The organism is Marinobacter maritimus (genome assembly GCF_007671675.1).
Lineage (GTDB): Bacteria > Pseudomonadota > Gammaproteobacteria > Pseudomonadales > Oleiphilaceae > Marinobacter > Marinobacter maritimus.
Genome location: NZ_VCGW01000002.1, coordinates 149,995 through 168,968 on the forward strand (window position 1 = coordinate 149,995; position 18,974 = coordinate 168,968).

The window sequence follows — 18,974 nt, forward strand, 5'->3', positions numbered from 1 at the left end:
CCGTCCTGAAATGAAGAGCGCTACGCTTTCGTTGCGACTCTGCTAATCTCTGCATACGCAGTTGGAACAATTTGCACACATGATGTGTTGGGGCTATGACTGGAATCTGGACACCTCTTTTGCTTCTGGCGATCGCCGTTCTTGCAAGCCCGGTTTTTGCAGAAACAGGTCCTAATACGCTGCGCATCGGCTATACCGAGTTCCCTCCCATCGAATACCAGAACGAACAGGGTGAGCCGGCAGGTTTTTTTATTGACCTCACCCGGGAGGTCGTCAAAGAAGCGGGTTACACGCCAGAGTTTATCTACCTGCCGGTCAGCCGAATCTATCTCTATCTCAAAAGCGGCGCCATAGATCTTTGGCCCGGGCTGTCGGGCATACCCAGCCTTCAGGGAGAGGTTCTTGAGAGCTGGGTTAATGCGCACCCGGTGCAACTGAGCGCCTGGTACCTTGAGTCATCAGAGCCGCTGCTGCACTTTGACCAGCTTGAAGGCAAAACCGTTATCGTGATCGGTGGCTACACCTATGGCGGGCTGCTTGCCTGGCTTGAAGCTTCAGGTCGCATACTTCTCACCGAAGCCCCCAACAATCGCGCAGCGCTCGAGATGCTTAAGCTGAAACGCGGTGATTATGTTCTTGATTATCGCCAGCCCGTTGAGGCAATTCTTACCCAACCAGCGGACAGCATGATTCGAGAGTCGGAATTGCGGTCGCGCTATTCGGCCTGGTTGTTTTCCCTGGCCAGCCCCAGAGCAGCGCTGCTCCGTGAAGAGCTCGACGATGCCTATCTGCGTCTTGTCAGCCGAGGGGAGGCCCCGCCCGTCCAGGATTTAGACTCCGGGTTTGTTATCCCCGGTTTTCCTGAAGGGCCGCGTTAGAAAGGCGTTTTAGTCGGGTTTTGCAAGATTTTTTGCAGAGGTGAGAGTGATATCGCCATACCAGGCCGTTGCCTGCTCACCCGTGTTGTCTGAATCCGACATGATTGCGATGCCCCGAATCGGAGGCGGATTCTCCCCGAAAGCCTCTCGGTAGTCGGCAACTATATCCCGCTCGATACTCACCCACTCGCCAACTTGCCCGCTGCCGGAAGTCACCGCAACCATCACGGTTTTGTCGGTGTAAGGGTTGGTAATGAATTCGCCTTCGGGCAGGGTGTTTGCCCAGATGTAATTCAGGGCGTTGCCCGGCAATTCCTCACCAAACAATACCTCTACCGTTTTTCGCTTCGCCCGTTCGAAAAAGCCCGCTTTGGCAGGCTGGAATTCGAAGGCGACGTAAATGCGGGCAGGGTAGTCATCACCAGATTTCTCCCGCGCATCACCTTTTTCAAACACATTGGACACTTTCCATCGCCAGCTCAGCATCAGTGAGCTTTCCGGCTTTATGTTCAGCCGGGTGATCTGCCCGGAAGCACCGCCGGAGGTTTGTGCTTTGACCACTTGGGAGCCGCCCTCACTGATCAGTTCATAGCGGGAATGTTGTTCTATGTTGGGAAATTCCAGCGGCTCCCAGCCATCAGCCAGTGATGTCATTTTCGAGAATGCCGGCAGCAACGGCTCCTGTGCCAGCAGGTGCGGAGAAGCCAGACCGACCACCGCGAGGAGTAGCCAGAGTGCTGAGCGTGGGGTTGTGCCCATGGGATTGTCCCGGGTTGCAGTGTGTTCGTGAGAGACCGGCAGATTGAAGAAAAGTGCCTTGTCGCGTTTATTGATACCGTATATAGTGCCCAAATCCTTGGTTTGATACCAGATATGGTATCGGGAATCCGGTGAGAATCCGGAACTGACGCGCAGCGGTATTGGGGAACGAGCGTGGCATGAAGACACTGGCGCAAGCCGGGAAGTCGCCACGCAAGGCAGAACCACCAGGTTCATGCCCCTGAGTCCGAAGACCTGCCAGGGAAGACTGTACCTTCGCGACTCAGGCGCCTGCATTTGGCCCTACAAGGTGAGCAGCAACGAACAAGGCATGATTACAGCCACTGTCTGGTTACGGAAGGCTGCCGCCGAGGTTCGTCCTGCGTACGCGAAGGTTATGGAATTCACGCGTATTCAGGAGAAAACCGCATGTCTGAGACAGCCCTGGCCGAACCCCGGCCTTCATCGCCATCCAGCGCAGAAGCTCTTCAGGTTATCAAACGCAATGGTAACCTGGTCAGTTTTACCCCATCGAAAATCAGCGTCGCAGTTACCAAAGCTTTTCTTGCTGTTGAAGGCGATCATGCCGCAGGTTCGGCTCGAATAAACGATGCGGTTCACCGGGTAACCGAGCAAGTGGTGCAGGCCATAAGCCGCCGCCTTAAAGCCGGAGGTCGGGTACACATCGAAGACATTCAAGACCAGGTAGAGCTGGCCCTGATGCGTGCCGAAGAACAGAAAGTGGCCCGTGCTTACGTACTCTACCGTGAAGAACACGCCCGCGAGCGTGCGCTGCATGAGCCAGTAGAAGCTCATCCTCACCTCACCGTAAAGCTGGCTGGCGGCCGTACCGCACCGCTGGACCTGGGCCTGATGAAGCAACAAGTCGACAATGCGGCATTCGGGCTGGAAGGCATCGACGGCGATTCTCTTGTAGAGGAAGCCATTCGCAACCTGTACAACGGCATCGACGAATCCGAAGTGCTGAGCGCACTGATCATGACCGCCCGAGGCCGCATCGAGCGCGAACCGGACTACAGCGCCGTCACCGCCCGCCTGCTGCTTGAACAACTACGCCTTGAGAGCGTCACCGCGCTCAAGCTTGATACCAGCTTGGCCCTGGCCGAGGTGTATCCACAAGCGCTGAGCACCTTCATCAGCGCTGGCATCCGTTATGAATTGCTGGATGAAGCCATGGCTGCTTTCGACATGGAACGCCTGGGCGCTGCCCTGAAACCCGAGCGTGACCTGCAGTTTGGCTTCCTCGGCCTGCAAACCCTTTACGACCGCTACTTCCTGCACTGGAAAGAAGACCGCCTGGAGCTGCCGCAGGTGTTTTTCATGCGCGTGGCCATGGGCCTGGCCCTGCGTGAAGACAACCCTAACAGCCGTGCCATAGAGTTCTACAACTTGCTGTCGTCCTTCGACTACATGGCTTCCACGCCCACATTGTTTAACAGCGGCACACGCCACTCCCAGTTGTCGTCCTGCTATCTGACCACCGTGGGCGACGACCTGGAAGATATTTATGGTTCTATTCGTGATAACGCGATGCTATCCAAGTGGGCTGGCGGCCTGGGTAACGACTGGACACCCGTGCGCGCACTGGGCTCCCGCATCAAAGGCACCAACGGCCAGAGCCAGGGCGTAGTACCGTTTTTGAAAGTAGTGAACGACACCGCTGTCGCCGTTAATCAGGGCGGTAAACGCAAAGGCGCGGTGTGTGCCTATCTGGAAAGCTGGCACCTGGATATCGAAGAATTTCTGGAGTTGCGTAAAAACACCGGCGACGAGCGCCGCCGCACCCACGACATGAACACCGCCAACTGGGTGCCGGACTTGCTGATTGAGCGCATGCGCCAGGATCGCGACTGGACTCTGTTCAGCCCCAGCGATGTGCCGGATCTGCACGACCTCTACGGCAACGCCTTCCGCGAGCGTTACGAACACTACGAAGCGCTCGCCGCCGAAGGCAAAATCACGCTGTTCAAAACCCTTCCGGCCAAACAGTTGTGGCGCAAAATGCTGACCGTGTTGTTTGAAACCGGCCACCCATGGATCACTTTCAAGGATCCGTGCAATCTGCGCTCGCCGCAGCAGCACAGAGGCGTGGTGCACAGCTCTAACCTGTGCACTGAAATCACCCTGAACACCAGCGCCGATGAAATTGCCGTGTGCAACTTGGGTTCGGTAAATCTGGCCGCCCACATCACCAACGGCGAACTGGATGTACAGCGCCTTGAACGCACCGTAAACACAGCGGTGCGCATGCTCGATAACGTTATCGATATCAACTTTTACGCCGTGCCCCAGGCACGTAACTCCAACCTGAAACATCGCCCGGTTGGTCTGGGCCTGATGGGCTTTCAGGATGCGCTTTACGCACTGCGCCTGCCATACACCAGCCCGCAAGCGGTGGAATTTGCAGATCTGGCCATGGAACAGCTGAGTTATTTCGCCATTCGCGCCTCGGTGGAACTGGCGGCAGAGCGCGGCGCCTATGAAAGCTACGAAGGTTCGCTTTGGAGCCAAGGCATACTGCCAATTGATTCCATCGAACTGTTGAAAAATGCCCGCCGGGAAGGCGATATCAGCGTGAACACCGAAAGCCGCCTGGACTGGGCGCCGGTGCGCGAACTCATCGCCAAACACGGCATGCGCAACAGCAACGTGATGGCCATTGCACCGACCGCCACCATTTCCAACATTGTGGGCGTGTCGCAATCCATCGAACCGGCGTATCAGAACCTGTTCGTGAAATCGAACCTCTCTGGCGAGTTCACCGTAGTGAATCCCTCACTGGTGCGCGATCTCAAGGCCGAAGGCCTGTGGGACAACGTGATGGTGAACGACCTCAAATACTACGACGGCAGCGTGCAGCAAATTGAGCGCATACCAACCGAACTGAAGTCCCGCTACGCCACGGCGTTCGAAATAGACGCCCGTTGGCTGGTGGAAGCTGCCTCCCGTCGCCAGAAGTGGCTGGACCAAGCTCAGAGCCTGAACCTGTACATGGCAGAGCCCAGCGGTAAAAAGCTGGATGAGCTGTACCAGTTGGCTTGGGAACGTGGCCTGAAAACTACCTACTACCTGCGCTCACTCGGTGCCACCGGCGTGAACGAACAAGCCGCCCCGGTTGCCGCACCACAGCCACAGGTGTGCAGCATCGACGAACCCGACTGCGAAGCATGTCAGTAACCACTTACTAATTTTGAGAGGCACAACCATGCTGAATTGGGATGATGAAACCAAACCACAAAGCACGCCCGCTGCGAACAGCAGCGTGGCCCCGGTGAACGTTGACGACAAGCGCGTGATCAACGGCGAAACCGACGTAAACCAGCTGGCTCCGTTCAAGTACCCCTGGGCCTGGGAGTTCTTCATGAACGCCAACAAAAACCACTGGACTCCGCTGGACGTGAACATGGCGCAAGACGTTCACGACTACCACCACCGCCTGAACCCGGCGGAAAAGCACGTATTCGAAAACGTGGTGGCCTACCTGACCACCTCCGACATACTGGCCATGCGCAACATCGGTCTGGCGGTAATGGAAAAGATGACTGCGCCAGAACTGCAGATTTACCAGGCTCGCCAGGTGTACGAAGAAGCCCTGCACACCTGGACTTACCAGCACTGCATTGAAACCCTCAACCTGGACCAGAGCGAAATCTACAACCGTTACCGCGTAGTGCCGCAGATTAACGCCAAAATCCAGATGGCCAACCGCCGCCTGGATGCCGCCATGCGCTCCGACCTGAACCTGCGCAACAAGGACGATTTGCAGGAATTCATCATGTCTTACCTGTTTTTCGCTGCCGTGTTTGAAGGCTGCTGGTTCTACAACGGCTTCAGCCCCATCTTCGCCCTGCAGCGCCGTGGCCTGATGCGCGGCACTGGCGAACAGTTCCAGTACATACTGCGCGACGAAGCCATGCACTTCGCTTTCGGCCTGAAAGTGGTTAACCAGATCCTGGAAGAAGAAAACATCAGCTTCGACCCCAAAGCCGTGCGTGAGATGTGGGATGAATCCGAAGCCGCCGAGCGTGATTACGCCAACTACATACTGCGCGACCCCATCCTGGGCTACTCCGCCGAATACCACACGGAGCAGTTCCGCTTCGTAGCCAACCGCCGTGCCCGTACCGTAGGGTTGGAAGAGCCGTTCCCGGGGGCGAAGAACGTCTCGCCTTGGTTAGACGAGCAGGCGACCATGCGGAAGGAAAAGAACTTCTTTGAAACGCGGGTGATTGAGTACCAGACCGGAGCTCAGCTGGAGTGGTAAGACTGCGCCTCCGGTCTGTTCACTTACAGGGATAACCAGGTCAGTCTGGCACGTCTGCCGTGGACGGAACCACGGCGGATGGCAAGTCCGACAGCGCAGCCAAGGCGGCTTCCTGCACTTGCTCCGATGGCACGGTTTTACCGGAAGCCTTAGAGGGTAAATCGCGGGTAGCTGTAGCGGATGCGACCACTGTGGGGTTGTACCCCAGCGTAAAAGCACCACGCGCAGTGGAATTCACACACATGTGAGACATGAACCCGGTCAGAATCAGGTTTTTGATCCCGGCTTGCGTCAATTGCTGATCCAGATCTGTCTGTGCAAAGGAATTGGGGAAGTTCTTGGTGATAACCGGCTCGCCCTCTACAGGAGCCACCACGTCGGCAATTTTGCCAATAGGGGCATTGAGGTCATAAGGTGAGCCGGCCCCAGCGTCGTGCTGAATATGAAAAACCGGGCGGCCTGCGGCACGGAAACGTTGCAGCAGAGCCTTGCACTCTTCCAGCGCAGGCTCCACTCCATCGAGCTTCATCACGCCCTCCCGATAGGTATTCTGGGCATCGATAATCACCAGGGCGGATTCGCTGATTGGGCTGGCAGTGTTGCCCAAGCCTACGATGTCCCTCAGGGTTGTCAGATCACTCATGATGTATCCTTTAACAGTGGCAACCCTTCCAAGCATTGCTTTGAACCGGATTGCTGTGAATAACAGGCTTCAGGAGCCGAGCCTCAATGGCTCAAATACATGTACGCTATCAGGCCTCTGGTGGCAAAAGAATCAACATAACGGGCGAATTGCCTGCGACGCGAGTAGTAATACCTAAGCACTGGCCCAATAACGCAGTATTTTGTCTCTATCTGGTTTCTGGTGGGCAGCTTTCAGTTCCTGATTCGCCCGACCATTCGGCTCGTCAGCCACATCCATATACAGCGAATTCCTGCCAGCAATTAGGAAAGTTAGAAACCCTCGTCAACCGGACTGCGAACACCAAAACCACCTTTGCGAACAACATGTGTGTAGATTTCTGTGGTGCGTAGGTCTGAGTGGCCAAGGAGTTTCTGAATGGTGCGAAGATCATAGCCGGCCTCCAGCAGACGCGTGGCAAAACTGTGGCGAAAGGTATGACTGCCAGCAAGCTTGCGGATTCCGGCGGCCTGGATAGCGCGACGAAAATGCTTTTGAACTGTTCGGTCGAGTAAATGATGTCGTCTGCGAATGCCTGAACGGGGATCCCGTGAAAGCTCCAGTGCAGGGAAAATATACTGCCAGCCAGGCTCCTGACTGGCATTCGGATATTTGCGTGCGAGGCCCGCCGGAAGGTATACAGAGCCAGATCCTTTCAAAAGATCCGCCTGATGCTGGTGCAGCGCTGAATCGATCTGTTGTTTTAACGGCTCGACGAGGCGGTCCGGTAGCAGCGTAATGCGATCTTTAGCGCCTTTGCCGCTTCGAACAATCAATTGCTGCATATCAAAATCAACATCTTTAACCCTTAGGCGTAGGGCTTCGTTGATACGTAGACCAGAGCCGTAGAGGAGCATGGAAACAAGCTTGTAGTCTCCGCTCAGGTTGCGAATAACGGATCTGGCTTCTTCCGCACTAAATACGGTTGGAAGCTTAACTGGCTTTCTGGAGTGCTCGAAGTTCAGGTCATCCAGAGGTTGGCCCAGAAATTCCCGATATAAAAATACCAGTGCGTTCAATGCGACTCTCTGGGTAGAGGCGCTTGCGTTTACCTGCAAAACCAAATGAGACAAAAATGCCTCGACTTCTTTAGAGCCCAAAACTTCAGGATGCTGGAGGCTATGGAAGCGGATAAAGCGTTTAATCCAGAACAGGTAGGTTTTCTCTGTTTTATACGCCATGCCTCGCAAGCGTATAAAAGCCCGAACTTTGTCCAAAAAACGGGTTGGTTGTGCTGGTATCGGGGTAGGGATATCCATATCCACTCATCCTTTAGTACTGTTTTTATATACAGTATATCGGTTGCGGCCAAAGTCAAGAGGCTGATGATTAGCGGAGTTATACGAACGTGTTCGCAAAACTCCAGAACTCTCTAGGGAAAAGAAGGTAACTATCTGATAGGGTTTGAAAGTTGAAACAGGAAGGGCGGAATTATACGCCCATGGCGGGAGCGGGAGTGGCTCAAAAGAGGGCGTATAACTCTGGCGGTAGCCGTGGTGTTGAGTGCTCATGAGGTTGGTTTACTGGATAAATTTTTGTTTTCTTGAGCGCGTTTGAATGGAGTTTTACGAATGGGTGATATGCGAACGCGTTCGTATAATTAGCTGTTAAAGCGGTGGGTTGATTGCAAAGGTTTTCTTGCCGTTTCACCGTAGGTTATCGTCAAAGCACTGTATATGTAAACAGTATCATTTTACGTCTGGAATCCAGTGCAAGAAAACAAATAATGCGGATCGCTGTTGAGCGCTCTCCTTGCTACCCTCAAGAGCCAGAGCAGACGCATAAGTCGCGGCTTGATGCGTCTGCTCTGGCTCTTGAGGGAAAGCCGATCAATCCGCGATCGTGGTCGCCTTTGTTGAGTGCCTTCTCGTCTTGATTGCCCGCGCTGACGAATGGCCTGAGACGTTTCTAGGGGTGTCTTCCAGATATGGAGTGGCCTGTGACTAAGAGCAATATGACAGTCTTTCTGGACGTTCCGTTTAACAACACGTTGCACGCGACCTGCGCTTCGCTCCGGCACGTGAACATATTTCGTTATAAATCCTTTCCGGGGAACTTGTGAACATCAGGCCGGCAGTGTTGGTAGATAAGCATGAAATCGAGCGTCTAGCGCATGTGCTGACGCCTGCCGCTGAATCAAAGCATCAATCTGGCGATGCGCTGGGCCTGCTCTTAAACTCAGACGGCCATCGGATATGGGTAGCGGATTTAGGCGATGGGGTTGTTGGTTGGCTACATGCATATTTGGCGGTGCGAGTTGGAGTGGCACCATTTATTGAAATAGCTGGCCTCATAGTTGATGAGCAATACCGGAGTGAAGGAATTGGTTCTAAGTTAGTGGCGGAAGCTGTCGCCTGGGCCAAGTCAATCGGGGTTGCCGTCCGGGTTCGCAGCAATTCGAAGCGTGCTGCCACCCATAACTTTTACCAAGCGCAAGGTTTCAAGTTATTGAAGCAGCAACAGGTTTTTGAGTTCGATTTATAACAAGGCGCAGCAGTACGTGGCCTCCGGCCACCGGACGGCTTTCAGCCGCCGCTGTGCTTCAGCGTTATATTTCTACAGGGAGGTTTGTGTGGCACGGGTTCTTTTAATAGTTCTATTTTTTTACTCGAGTGTCGTGGCAGCCAAAATGGATTCGGCTCAATTGGAGGTCCCACCCGCCGGTCTCAGTCCAGAATATGACAAGAAGTTTGGTTATTGGTTTATGGACAATTTTCTCGAGGATTTGGATCGATGTGTCAAAGAGAACGAACGTGATGCCCAAGTATCTTTCGATGGAATGGCTCGAGTCGGACCGAACGGAGTAATACTTGAGTATCACTCTGAGCAGGAAAATGATTTTGCACGGTGTTTGAGAGCTATCCTTGAGGGCAAGCGTGCTCCAAAGCCTCCCAAAGGCGTTCAGTTTAATCCGTTCGACTGGGGTGGCCTCAAGTGAATATAACCATGCAAGTCACGGCGACGGTTACTGCATTGCGGCTTCGCCTCCATTCCGCAACCGCGCGTGCTTAGCGGCGTTAAAAGCCAAGGCTCTGGTCATTTTCGTTGTGGTTGGGTGAATGGGCCTTGGCATCAAATTGGGTGGTAGTTTCTGGTTTCGCGTCGTTGCCAAGGCCGGCAACTTTGTCGTCCAGTTTGGACGCCAGGTTTGATTTCTTTCGGGTAATCGGCAGCGTGCCCAAGTTGTGGGGCTGTTCGCCGAAAGTTTCGAGTAAGCGGGATAGGTTGGTGGTTTGTATCGGTGTCTGGCCGCGAGTTGGTGCGGGGGGTTCTTTGGTGTTCGCATGGGAGTTGCGGAGCGGACTGGAAACCATCGGGTGAACCGGCTTCTAACCAGTCGCTGTAGTACGTTCCCGGCCCGAGGGCCGTCCACCGGACGCCACTGACGTGGCGCCGCTAAGCTCAGCGTTAAAGCGGTGGGTTGATTGCAAAGGTTTTCTTGCCGTTTCACCGTAGGTTATCGTCAAAGCACTGTATATGTAAACAGTATCATTTTACGTCTGGAATCCAGTGCAAGAAAACAAATAATGCGGATCGCTGTTGAGCGCTCTCCTTGCTACCCTCAAGAGCCAGAGCAGACGCATAAGTCGCGGCTTGATGCGTCTGCTCTGGCTCTTGAGGGAAAGCCGATCAATCCGCGATCGTGGTCGCCTTTGTTGAGTGCCTTCTCGTCTTGATTTCCCGCGCTGACGATTGGCCTGAGACGTTTCTAGGGGTGTCTTCCAGGTATGGAGTGGCCTGTGACTAAGAGCAATATGACAGTCTTTCTGGACGTTCCGTTTAACAACACGTTGCACGCGACCTGCGCTTCGCTCCGGCACGTGAACATATTTCGTTAAAGCGGTGGGTTGATTGCAAAGGTTTTCTTGCCGTTTCACCGTAGGTTATCGTCAAAGCACTGTATATGTAAACAGTATCATTTTACGTCTGGAATCCAGTGCAAGAAAACAAATAATGCGGATCGCTGTTGAGCGCTCTCCTTGCTACCCTCAAGAGCCAGAGCAGACGCATAAGTCGCGGCTTGATGCGTCTGCTCTGGCTCTTGAGGGAAAGCCGATCAATCCGCGATCGTGGTCGCCTTTGTTGAGTGCCTTCTCGTCTTGATTTCCCGCGCTGACGATTGGCCTGAGACGTTTCTAGGGGTGTCTTCCAGGTATGGAGTGGCCTGTGACTAAGAGCAATATGACAGTCTTTCTGGACGTTCCGTTTAACAACACGTTGCACGCGACCTGCGCTTCGCTCCGGCACGTGAACATATTTCGTTAGCTGGTAGTGCTTTGTCCTTTTTTGGTGGTTTGGTGCCAGTGGCCTTGGCCGAAAGTGGGTAGTGCATCCGAATGTTTTGGTGGCTTTGCCAAGGCCCGCACATTCGGCGGGTCGTTGGCAGCTCAATCGCTCTCTGGTGTTGGTTTGAAAATCGTTATTGGCCTTGCGGGGCTGTCCGCCGATAATTCATATTAGATCTGCTAATCTGAAGTTCAGGTTCATTCACCGCATCGTTGGCGGTGGTTTTATAGCGGTGCATCGGCGGGTGTTGGTGCAAGGGCAGTGGAGCAGGCCGTCGCGTTGGTTGCCAGGGAATGGTCTTCACAGTTACCCCCAGCTAACCAGTCGCTCAAGTGCGTTCCCGGCCCGAGGGCCGTCCACCGGATGCCCTTGTCAGGGCACCGCTTAGCTTCGCGTTAAAAGGGCACATCACCAGAGGATGAGCCATGGAGATTGATGAAGAGAAAATCGATGAGGCCGTATTGGCTTTGCTATACCTGACTTTGCATGATGGCGGTCGGGCGTGGAAATCCTTTGATTGGGATGCCATGAATAGGCTTCATGAAAAGGGTCTCATTGAGAACCCGGTTGGTAAGGCTAAGTCTGTCCTGTTCACAGAGGGCGGTCTAAAAGAGTCAGAGCGTCTGTTCCAGAAACTTTTCACCAAGGGCTCTTGAACTTGGATGGCAGGCCTTTTAACCAAGCGGTCAACCGGACGCCAAAAGCTTATCGCTTTTGGTTCCCTACGCTGCGCTCCGGCGCCGGTTACCATCAGCGTTAAGCACAAGGAGTGAGTGTGAAAAGAAACCCGGAGATCATCCGAAATATCCTTCTCGCTTGTGAACGCGCCAAGCCTTTGGAGCAGTTTTCAAACGCTGATGTAGAGTGTGATTCTGGTCAAGAGTGGGAGGTTTCAGAGCATATTCGTCTTTTGGACGAAGCAGGCTTTATTCGAGCAACGATAAGCAAGGAGCTAAACCCTCAGAGCCCACCTACCTGCTATATTCGCAGCATTACTTGGGATGGTTACGAATACCTAGACACGATTAGAGATCCTGAGATTTGGTCCAAAACTAAAGGGTCTTTGGCAAAGGTGGGCGGTACGTTGTCTATTGAGCTAATCATGGCAATTGCCAAGCATGCGGTCCGAGAAAAACTCGGGCTGGAGGTGTAGTGCTTAACAAGTCGCTGTAGTACGCGGCCGATGGCCGCCGGACGCCCTTTTCATTGCGGCTTCGCCTTCATTACAAGGTCGCCGCTAAGCTCGGCGTTAGATGGAAGTACCAAGTGTGACAGATGATCAATACATAGACCGGATCAGGAAGTATCACGCTCGCCGTAAGGTGATTGGTGTTGTTGGTATCGTCATATCACTCATCGTCGCCGTCGCATCTTATCTGGGACACCAAGCTCTCCAGAATTCGGTAGATGAGCGTCTTGAAGCCCGAATGTTTTTGGCCGAAGGACGTTTGGTTGAAAAATCCGATATTTCTAACATCGAATCGCTTCTCGACATTTCGCATGCATTGGGAGTTCGTAACGGTTCACTGTTAGCTCAATCGCTCACCGGAGCAGGCGTCCTCTGCGTTTTTTGTATTTTCTATGTATTCGGTGGCAGAAAGGAGCGGTTGTTACTTCGATACTATGATCAGGCAACATCTAACCAATAGTTGCAGTGCGTTCCGGGCCCAAAGGCCCTCCACCGGACTTCCCTGACGGGCCGCCGCTGAACAAAAGCGTTATGTTTCAAAGTACTCTATCTATGGCCACGAAGCCCAGTAAGCGGAAGCTGAAAAAGAAAATCATAGCGTGCAGTGCTTTCGGAGCGGCAGTAGTCGTTTGTTTTTGGTGGGCATACTCGCTATTCACTGGTTCTTCAGATTGCGGCCCAAGCGGCACACAACTCGGTCTGCTTGTCGCGCCTCTTTGCGCTGCATTTGGGAACAAAGCAGTAGCGGCAATACCTATGTTGGGCGCTGTTGTTTCGGCCGTGATGTTTGTGAGTGAAGCGCGTGAAAAAATATAACAAGGCAATTAAATTTGTTCCGGCCCGATGGGCCTCCACCGGACGCCCTTTTCAGGGCGCCGTTTATTGCTGGCGTTACACCTCGCTAACCTAATCTTGAGATTTGTACGGCATTGCCGTATATTTTGGCTATGCTATTCATTGAAACCTCAACATTCACCAAGTTGTTGCCGAGCTACCTCACGGACGAAGAATATCGTGGGCTCCAAACATACCTTTTGCAGAAGCCTGATGCAGGCGATCTCATCAAAGGGTCTGGTGGTGTTCGGAAGGTTCGCTGGGCGCCAGTCGGATCGGGCAAGAGTGGCGGCATTCGAGCAATTTATTATTGGAAGAAGTCTGACCACGAAGTATGAATGCTGACGTTGTACAGTAAATCTGAGCGTGCCTCGATTCCTGGGCACATGCTCAAGCAGATAGCGGAGGCCATCAAAAATGAGTGATAGAAATCTTGGTGCGGAAATCCTTGCTGGGCTTGATGAAATCAAACAGTTCAAAAAGGGCAATCTGGCGCTGCGAACTCAAGAGTTGTCTGAGCCCTCAGCGCCGCAGGTTATTCGGCTGAAACTAAAAATGTCTCAGTCTGCCTTTGCGGGTCTCATGGGGGTCAGTGTGCGCACTCTACAGGATTGGGAGCAAGGGCGTAGAGAACCACAAGGCTCAGCAGTTGCACTGTTGCGCATCGCAGAACAACATCCGGAAGTTTTTAGCCAACTGCACTGAGTAAGTCGCAAGGTGTAACCAGACGGTCAACCGGACACCAAAAGCTTTCTGCTTTTGGTTCCCTTCGCTGGCGCTCCGGTGCCGGTTACCTAAGCGTTATGTGTACTTCATCCAAAGGCCATGGGAGAGGTTCTGATGACTGATCATTTCGGTTCTTGTCTGTGTGGCACCGTGAACTTTGAGGTAAAAGGTGACTTCGATAGCTTTTACCTGTGTCATTGTCAGCATTGCCAAAAAGATACGGGTTCGGCTCATGCGGCAAATCTATTCTCCCAGTCAGCTAAATTGGTGTGGCGGTCGGGTGCAGATGCTGTGACTTCCTTTACGCTTCCAGGCACTCGTCATAATAAAAGCTTTTGTAAGTTGTGTGGCTCAGCATTGCCAAACACTCAGGTCCCCGGCTTGCTCATCGTTCCCGCAGGGTGCTTGGACACTGAAGTCTCTATGGCGCCAACAGCGCATATATTTTTATCCAGCAAAGCTGCTTGGGATGGGGAGTTAGGGAAAGTGCCGGAGTTCGAGGAACTGCCAGATTGAGCTCCTATCACATAACCAGAGGCTGTTGGCGGACGCACCTACGCTGCGCTTCGGCACGCCGCAAAGCCAAGCGTTAAGTTTCAGGTGGAACTTTGGATAACAGTCTAATGGCAGAAGAAATAGCGAAATTGGTGATCGATCAATCCTACTGGGGAGATCAATGGTTTTTGTTTTTTTGTTTGCTAGTCGTCGCGTTAGTCGCAGCTATTAGCTCGTGGGGCGGTTCATATTTGAGTACTAGAGCCCAGAATTCAGCCATGCGAGCCGATTTCCAGCGGGCTCTCGAAGATCTTGAAGAGCAAACAAAGGCAGTCAAAAGAATCGAAGAGGAAATTTCCCATAAATATCTCGAACAAAGGGAAGTGTTCCGTATCAAGCGCGAGAAGGTCGAATATCTGTACCTTGAGTTGGAACGGGAAATGGGGCTACTAAGCCACAACTTCAGAGTGGTAGCTATGGATGCGTCAGAAGATGTTGTAACCACAAGTCACAATGTAGAGATGATGCTTTCGCTGTATTTCAAAAATGAACTAAGAAAAGAACTCGATTTTTACAGAGATAAAAAGAACGTAACCGTCCGGTGATCTCATCTTGAGTCAGGCGCTGCCGCCGTCAGGATAGTGTCCACTTATTTTCTAGTGGACACTTAACATGAACGAATTAAGCGTAACCAAGCCCTATCAACGCCGTCGCCGGTTTTCCCGGGAATTCAAAGCCGGGATTGTTGCCCAGTGCCAAGAGCCAGGCGCATCCGTCTCCCGAATCTCTCTGGATAACGGCCTCAACGCCAACATGGTTCGGCGCTGGATCAGTGAGGCGCACCGAGCGGATAAAGTACCCTCGAAAACAGCGGGGTTCGTGCCGGTCAACTTGCCGGCAGCATCTTCTGCATCTGGCAACCAATCAGCTTCGAATAAGCGTAGCACCATCCGTATCGAGATTCCCCGCGCCGGTGGCTCAGTTGTGGTGGAGTGGCCAGCGGAGCAGGCACACCAATGTGCTGCCCTGTTGCGGGACCTGCTGGGATGATTCGTATCGATGAGATCTGGCTGGCCACCGAACCGCTGGACATGCGAGCCGGGCCTGACAAGGCCCTGGCTCGGGTGATTCAGGTGTTTGGTTCAGCCAGGCCCCACTGCGCCTACCTGTTCGCCAACAAACGGGGTAACCGGATGAAGGTGCTGATCCATGATGGCCTGGGCATCTGGCTCTGTGCCCGCCGGTTGAACCGGGGCAAGTTCCACTGGGGCGAAGCCTGGCGCGGTGACCAATTACGCCTGACTGAGGAACAGTTGTCTGCCCTCGTTCAGGGACTGCCCTGGCAGCGCATTGGCGCTGACGGCGTCATCTCCATCCTGTAACCATAAGTGCCGTAGTACTGCTATAGCCAGAACCGCGAATCGCTTGCAGTACATGGGCTTGGCATACTAACGGGCATGACTCAGCGCCCCAATCTCGACCAACTCTCTGCCGATCAGCTCCGTGCTCTGGCCACGGAACTGTTCGATCGTGTCGAGAATAAGGAGCGTGCCCTGGTGCACCGTGATGCGGTCATCGAGAAGCTGACCCACGAAGTGGCCATCCTAAAGCGTCACAAGTACGCCCGCCGCAGTGAGCAACTCAATGCGGTTCAGGGGAAACTGCTGGACGAACTGATCGACAGTGACTTGGCGGCGATCGAAGCCGAGCTTGAACAGGCGATGACCGAGGAGCAGAAAGCAGCCCGGCCAAAGCAAAAGCCCAAGCGCACCCCGCTGCCACCTGAACTGCCCCGGACCCTGATCCACCACGAACCGGAAAACACCCACTGCCAGTGCGGTTGCCAGCTCCAGCGTATTGGCGAAGACGTCAGCGAGAAGCTGGATTACGTGCCGGGTGAGTTCACCGTGGAGCGCCACATCCGGGGCAAGTGGGCCTGCGACAGCTGCGAAACCCTGATCCAGGCACCGGTCCCACCGCAGGTGATCGACAAGGGGATCCCCACTGCCGGTCTGCTGGCACAGGTACTGGTGGCCAAGTACGCCGACCATCTGCCGCTGTACCGCCAGGAACGCATCTTCGGCCGTGCCGGTCTCGAAATCCCACGCCCCACTCTGGCCGAATGGGTGGGTGCCTGCGGCGTGCAGTTGCAGCCCCTGGTGGATGCGCTGAGAAACGCCTTACTGGAACACGACGTTCTGCATGCCGATGAAACGCCGGTCAGCATGCTGGCCCCGGGCAAGAAGAAAACCCATAAGGCCTACGTCTGGGCCTACTGCACCACACCGTTCTCGGATCTGAAAGCCACCGTTTACGACTTCGCCCCAAGCCGGGCGGGTGAGCATGCCCGCGCCTTCCTGGGCGACTGGCAGGGCAAACTGGTCTGTGACGACTACGCCGGTTACAAGGCCGGGTTCGGCAACGGCATCACCGAAATCGGCTGTATGGCCCACGCCCGGCGCAAGTTCTACGACTTGCATGAGGCCAACAAGAGCGAACTGGCGGCCAAGGCGCTGGAATACATTGGCGGACTTTACGAGATCGAACGGGACACCAAAGATCTACCGCCGGATAAACGGCAGGAAATCCGGCAAATCAAAGCCAAACCGCTTGCCGATGCACTGCATCAGTGGATGCTGGCGCATCGCCAGAAAGTGCCGGATGGCTCCGGCTCGGCCAAAGCCCTGGATTACAGCCTCAAACGTTGGGAAGCGCTGACGCGCTACCTGAACGATGGTGCTGTGCCCATCGACAACAACTGGGTGGAAAACCAGATCCGGCCGTGGGCGCTGGGCCGCTCCAACTGGCTGTTCGCGGGATCGCTGCGCAGTGGTCAGCGTGCGGCTGCCGTGATGACTCTGATCCAGTCAGCCAAGCTGAACGGGCACGATCCGTATGCCTATCTGAAGGATGTGCTGACCCGACTGCCGACGCAGAAGAACAACGCCATCCACGAACTGTTGCCCCACAACTGGAAGCCGGCTATACCTGACAAGGTGTGATGGCCGGACGCTTACAAAAGAACGACCTGATTGCGAAAATTAAAGATTTGGCGCAAGAAAATATTGGAAACAAAGGCTTAGTGAGAATCGATCGGTTAGAGCGAAATAGCAGCTACATTAAAAACTTCAACCAGGCAAAAATTAACATTGAACTTGGTCTGGAGAGAATCATGGAAAACTTAACAAGTGTAGGCAAGGGACGCTCCTGACGTCGCGCCCCTGCTACTTGCGTTATATGAATGAATCTGAGACATGAGAAATTTCAAAGAGTTTAAACAGTCCTATTTAAAAGAACGAAGTGAGCATGTTGACCGAAATTTTTTTACGCTATTCGGTTTTTTCTATCGGCTGGTAGGATCAGAGGGATACTGGTTGAGATTTATAGAGCGCGAAACGAGTATCGCTCGGTACGGTGTGGCGTGGCTGTCTGAGCTTCTCAGTAAAAACGCTGTAACGAAGAGTGAGCTAAACGATTACATGCTGGCTCTCAAAAACACCAACTCAAAAATTTCAGAGCGTAGTAATTTTATTCTAATCTTTGTTAGCGCGATCTCAGTGCTCGGTTTGAGCTCTCTGAATACTGTTTTTTCAGAGCACTTTTCCAGTCCTCCCAAAGGATTTCTATTCGCTATTGCGGTTATTATCGTGGGAGTGCTCATCGAGAGAGTTCGGGGGCAATTTCGAATTGCAATCCACGAAGAGTTGATCAATGTGATCGACCGATGCATATAACCAGTGCAGGCAAGGGACGCTCCTGACGTCGCGCCCCTGCTGCAAGCGTTATGTGCACAAAGATTCCACCTCGGAGATAGTGAATGGAAGATGATTTTGAAGTCGAGATGAGTCCCCTTTGCCAGGAACTGACGGCTGACGGGAAAACGGTCAAAGTGGACATCTACCGTGGTGACACTGGCGGCTGGATTCTCGAAGTGGTGGATGAGTTCGGTAACTCCACCGTTTGGGATGACGAATTCGATACTGATGTGGGAGCTCTGGACGAGGCCAAAGCGACTATCAGGGATGAGGGCATTGATTCTTTAATTGGCATCGACTCGTGAACCCCTGTGAATCAATCACATAACCAAGCGGTCAACCGGACGCCAAAAGCGTGCCGCTTTTGGTTCCCTCCGCTGCGCTCCGGTGCCGGTTACCATCAGCGTTAGCACCTCAAGTCCGACGGCTGTCGTTCACATCATCCGAAAGCCAAGCCTTGATCAGCGATTGATAGGGCATATCCCGTTTGTTGGCTTCGATTTTGATCCGATCAAGCAGGGTTTCCGGCAACCGGAGTGAGATCGTCTTGGTAGAGGGTTTCAGTTTCGGGAACGAAGCCGGCTTGGCCTGACTCCAGTCCAGGTAGTCGGTGGAATCGTGGGTTTCCCAAAACTCCCGCTCTTCTGCTTCAGTTTTGAACTCAGGCATCTTTTTTAGTTTGCTCATAAACAGCCCTCTCTTTTCGGTGCATGTTGCGAGCTGAAATCACCCGAATCAGCGTGCCGTTCTGCCTCAGTGTGAACGTGATGTGGAGTAATCTCTCATCATCGGTTTCACCAAGGGCATGAAAACGGGCCTCAGCCTGGCTGTGTTTGGAGTCTTCCAGCACCAGAAGCGGCTCATTAAAGAAAATTTCTTCCGCTTCGGACTGGCTGACGCCATGCTTCTCCTCGTTCTTTCGGGAGTTGCCTTCGTCCCAGTCAAAGCCAGTAACTTGTGCCCAATTGATCATAAAAGTATATTATCAGCATATACGCAGGCGTCAACAAGTGCTAACCAATGCAGGCACGGCGACGCCCTTTACATTGCGCCTTCGGCTCCATTTCAAGGGCGCGCATGCTGC

The 18,974-nt window shown here is 53.6% G+C and carries 24 protein-coding genes and 1 riboswitch; of the genes, 18 read left to right on the top strand and 6 right to left on the bottom strand.

The annotated features are described in order from the left end of the window. Positions 1-95: 95 nt before the first annotated feature. Positions 96-878, top strand: coding sequence for a substrate-binding periplasmic protein (locus FFI90_RS07735; RefSeq protein WP_144777371.1), 783 nt, complete (start codon positions 96-98; stop codon positions 876-878). 9 nt (positions 879-887) lie between these two features. Here FFI90_RS07735 and FFI90_RS07740 read toward each other — a convergent pair whose 3' ends face one another. After that, on the bottom strand, positions 888-1,637 hold the full coding sequence (locus FFI90_RS07740; protein WP_144777372.1) for a DUF3047 domain-containing protein: 750 nt from the start codon (positions 1,635-1,637) through the stop codon (positions 888-890). 81 nt (positions 1,638-1,718) lie between these two features. Then, positions 1,719-1,914, top strand: a riboswitch (cobalamin riboswitch). A 152-nt stretch (positions 1,915-2,066) separates the two neighbouring features. Between FFI90_RS07740 and FFI90_RS07745 the strand changes: the two genes are divergently transcribed. Both FFI90_RS07745 and FFI90_RS07750 read left to right on the top strand, forming a co-directional pair. After that, on the top strand, positions 2,067-4,835 hold the full coding sequence (locus FFI90_RS07745; RefSeq protein ID WP_144777373.1) for a ribonucleoside-diphosphate reductase subunit alpha: 2,769 nt from the start codon (positions 2,067-2,069) through the stop codon (positions 4,833-4,835). A 28-nt stretch (positions 4,836-4,863) separates the two neighbouring features. Then, complete coding sequence (locus FFI90_RS07750) at positions 4,864-5,922, top strand: ribonucleotide-diphosphate reductase subunit beta (RefSeq protein ID WP_144777374.1); 1,059 nt, start codon at positions 4,864-4,866, stop codon at positions 5,920-5,922. Positions 5,923-5,962: 40 nt separating this feature from the next. On the opposite strand, the gene FFI90_RS07755 is transcribed toward FFI90_RS07750, so the two are convergent. Then, positions 5,963-6,565, bottom strand: a complete 603-nt coding sequence (locus FFI90_RS07755) for a cysteine hydrolase family protein (RefSeq protein WP_144777375.1) — start codon at positions 6,563-6,565, stop codon at positions 5,963-5,965. Positions 6,566-6,775: 210 nt separating this feature from the next. Between FFI90_RS07755 and FFI90_RS07760 the strand changes: the two genes are divergently transcribed. After that, complete coding sequence (locus FFI90_RS07760; RefSeq protein ID WP_281288119.1) at positions 6,776-6,871, top strand: YrhK family protein; 96 nt, start codon at positions 6,776-6,778, stop codon at positions 6,869-6,871. Between the two features lie 5 nt (positions 6,872-6,876). Here the strand turns inward: FFI90_RS07760 and FFI90_RS07765 are convergent, their stop codons facing one another. After that, complete coding sequence (locus tag FFI90_RS07765) at positions 6,877-7,863, bottom strand: integron integrase (protein WP_144777376.1); 987 nt, start codon at positions 7,861-7,863, stop codon at positions 6,877-6,879. A 799-nt stretch (positions 7,864-8,662) separates the two neighbouring features. On the opposite strand from FFI90_RS07765, the gene FFI90_RS07770 reads away from it, so the two are divergent. Both FFI90_RS07770 and FFI90_RS07775 read left to right on the top strand, forming a co-directional pair. After that, the gene (locus tag FFI90_RS07770; protein WP_186317939.1) at positions 8,663-9,088 is read left to right on the top strand and encodes a GNAT family N-acetyltransferase; all 426 of its coding nucleotides are present in this window, start codon (positions 8,663-8,665) and stop codon (positions 9,086-9,088) included. Positions 9,089-9,176: 88 nt separating this feature from the next. Continuing rightward, positions 9,177-9,542, top strand: coding sequence for a hypothetical protein (locus FFI90_RS07775; protein ID WP_144777378.1), 366 nt, complete (start codon positions 9,177-9,179; stop codon positions 9,540-9,542). Between the two features lie 79 nt (positions 9,543-9,621). Here the strand turns inward: FFI90_RS07775 and FFI90_RS07780 are convergent, their stop codons facing one another. Then, positions 9,622-9,918: a hypothetical protein gene (locus FFI90_RS07780; RefSeq protein WP_144777379.1), complete on the bottom strand. Its 297-nt coding sequence runs from the start codon at positions 9,916-9,918 to the stop codon at positions 9,622-9,624. Positions 9,919-11,316: 1,398 nt separating this feature from the next. Between FFI90_RS07780 and FFI90_RS07785 the strand changes: the two genes are divergently transcribed. From FFI90_RS07785 to FFI90_RS07845, 12 genes are all read left to right on the top strand, one after another. Next, positions 11,317-11,547 (top strand): DUF6429 family protein, encoded by a 231-nt coding sequence (locus FFI90_RS07785; protein WP_144777380.1) that lies wholly within the window; start codon positions 11,317-11,319, stop codon positions 11,545-11,547. A 119-nt stretch (positions 11,548-11,666) separates the two neighbouring features. Continuing rightward, on the top strand, positions 11,667-12,044 hold the full coding sequence (locus FFI90_RS07790; RefSeq protein ID WP_186317940.1) for a DUF2513 domain-containing protein: 378 nt from the start codon (positions 11,667-11,669) through the stop codon (positions 12,042-12,044). Between the two features lie 115 nt (positions 12,045-12,159). After that, positions 12,160-12,540: a hypothetical protein gene (locus FFI90_RS07795; RefSeq protein ID WP_144777382.1), complete on the top strand. Its 381-nt coding sequence runs from the start codon at positions 12,160-12,162 to the stop codon at positions 12,538-12,540. A 791-nt stretch (positions 12,541-13,331) separates the two neighbouring features. After that, entirely contained in the window at positions 13,332-13,619 is a 288-nt protein-coding gene (locus FFI90_RS07805) for a helix-turn-helix domain-containing protein (protein ID WP_144777383.1), read from the top strand. A 135-nt stretch (positions 13,620-13,754) separates the two neighbouring features. Then, positions 13,755-14,156, top strand: a complete 402-nt coding sequence (locus FFI90_RS07810; protein ID WP_144777384.1) for a GFA family protein — start codon at positions 13,755-13,757, stop codon at positions 14,154-14,156. Positions 14,157-14,263: 107 nt separating this feature from the next. After that, positions 14,264-14,740: a hypothetical protein gene (locus tag FFI90_RS07815; protein ID WP_144777385.1), complete on the top strand. Its 477-nt coding sequence runs from the start codon at positions 14,264-14,266 to the stop codon at positions 14,738-14,740. A 67-nt stretch (positions 14,741-14,807) separates the two neighbouring features. Continuing rightward, positions 14,808-15,185, top strand: coding sequence for an IS66-like element accessory protein TnpA (gene tnpA / locus FFI90_RS07820; RefSeq protein WP_144777386.1), 378 nt, complete (start codon positions 14,808-14,810; stop codon positions 15,183-15,185). After that, positions 15,182-15,517, top strand: a complete 336-nt coding sequence (gene tnpB, locus FFI90_RS07825; RefSeq protein ID WP_186317941.1) for an IS66 family insertion sequence element accessory protein TnpB — start codon at positions 15,182-15,184, stop codon at positions 15,515-15,517. Before tnpA ends, tnpB begins: the two co-directional genes overlap by 4 nt. 75 nt (positions 15,518-15,592) lie before the next feature. Next, the gene (tnpC, locus tag FFI90_RS07830; RefSeq protein WP_144777388.1) at positions 15,593-17,137 is read left to right on the top strand and encodes an IS66 family transposase; all 1,545 of its coding nucleotides are present in this window, start codon (positions 15,593-15,595) and stop codon (positions 17,135-17,137) included. Further along, on the top strand, positions 17,137-17,346 hold the full coding sequence (locus tag FFI90_RS07835; protein WP_144777389.1) for a hypothetical protein: 210 nt from the start codon (positions 17,137-17,139) through the stop codon (positions 17,344-17,346). Before tnpC ends, FFI90_RS07835 begins: the two co-directional genes overlap by 1 nt. 43 nt (positions 17,347-17,389) lie before the next feature. Then, a complete protein-coding gene (locus FFI90_RS07840; RefSeq protein WP_144777390.1) occupies positions 17,390-17,869 on the top strand; it encodes a hypothetical protein in 480 nt (159 codons plus the stop codon). An 83-nt stretch (positions 17,870-17,952) separates the two neighbouring features. Next, complete coding sequence (locus FFI90_RS07845; protein ID WP_144777391.1) at positions 17,953-18,195, top strand: hypothetical protein; 243 nt, start codon at positions 17,953-17,955, stop codon at positions 18,193-18,195. Positions 18,196-18,304: 109 nt separating this feature from the next. Here the strand turns inward: FFI90_RS07845 and FFI90_RS07850 are convergent, their stop codons facing one another. Further along, positions 18,305-18,577 carry a BrnA antitoxin family protein gene (locus FFI90_RS07850; RefSeq protein ID WP_144777392.1) on the bottom strand — a complete coding sequence of 91 codons (273 nt, stop codon included), beginning with the start codon at positions 18,575-18,577 and terminating at the stop codon, positions 18,305-18,307. Beyond that, entirely contained in the window at positions 18,552-18,863 is a 312-nt protein-coding gene (locus FFI90_RS07855) for a BrnT family toxin (protein WP_144777393.1), read from the bottom strand. Before FFI90_RS07855 ends, FFI90_RS07850 begins: the two co-directional genes overlap by 26 nt. Positions 18,864-18,974: the final 111 nt, after the last annotated feature.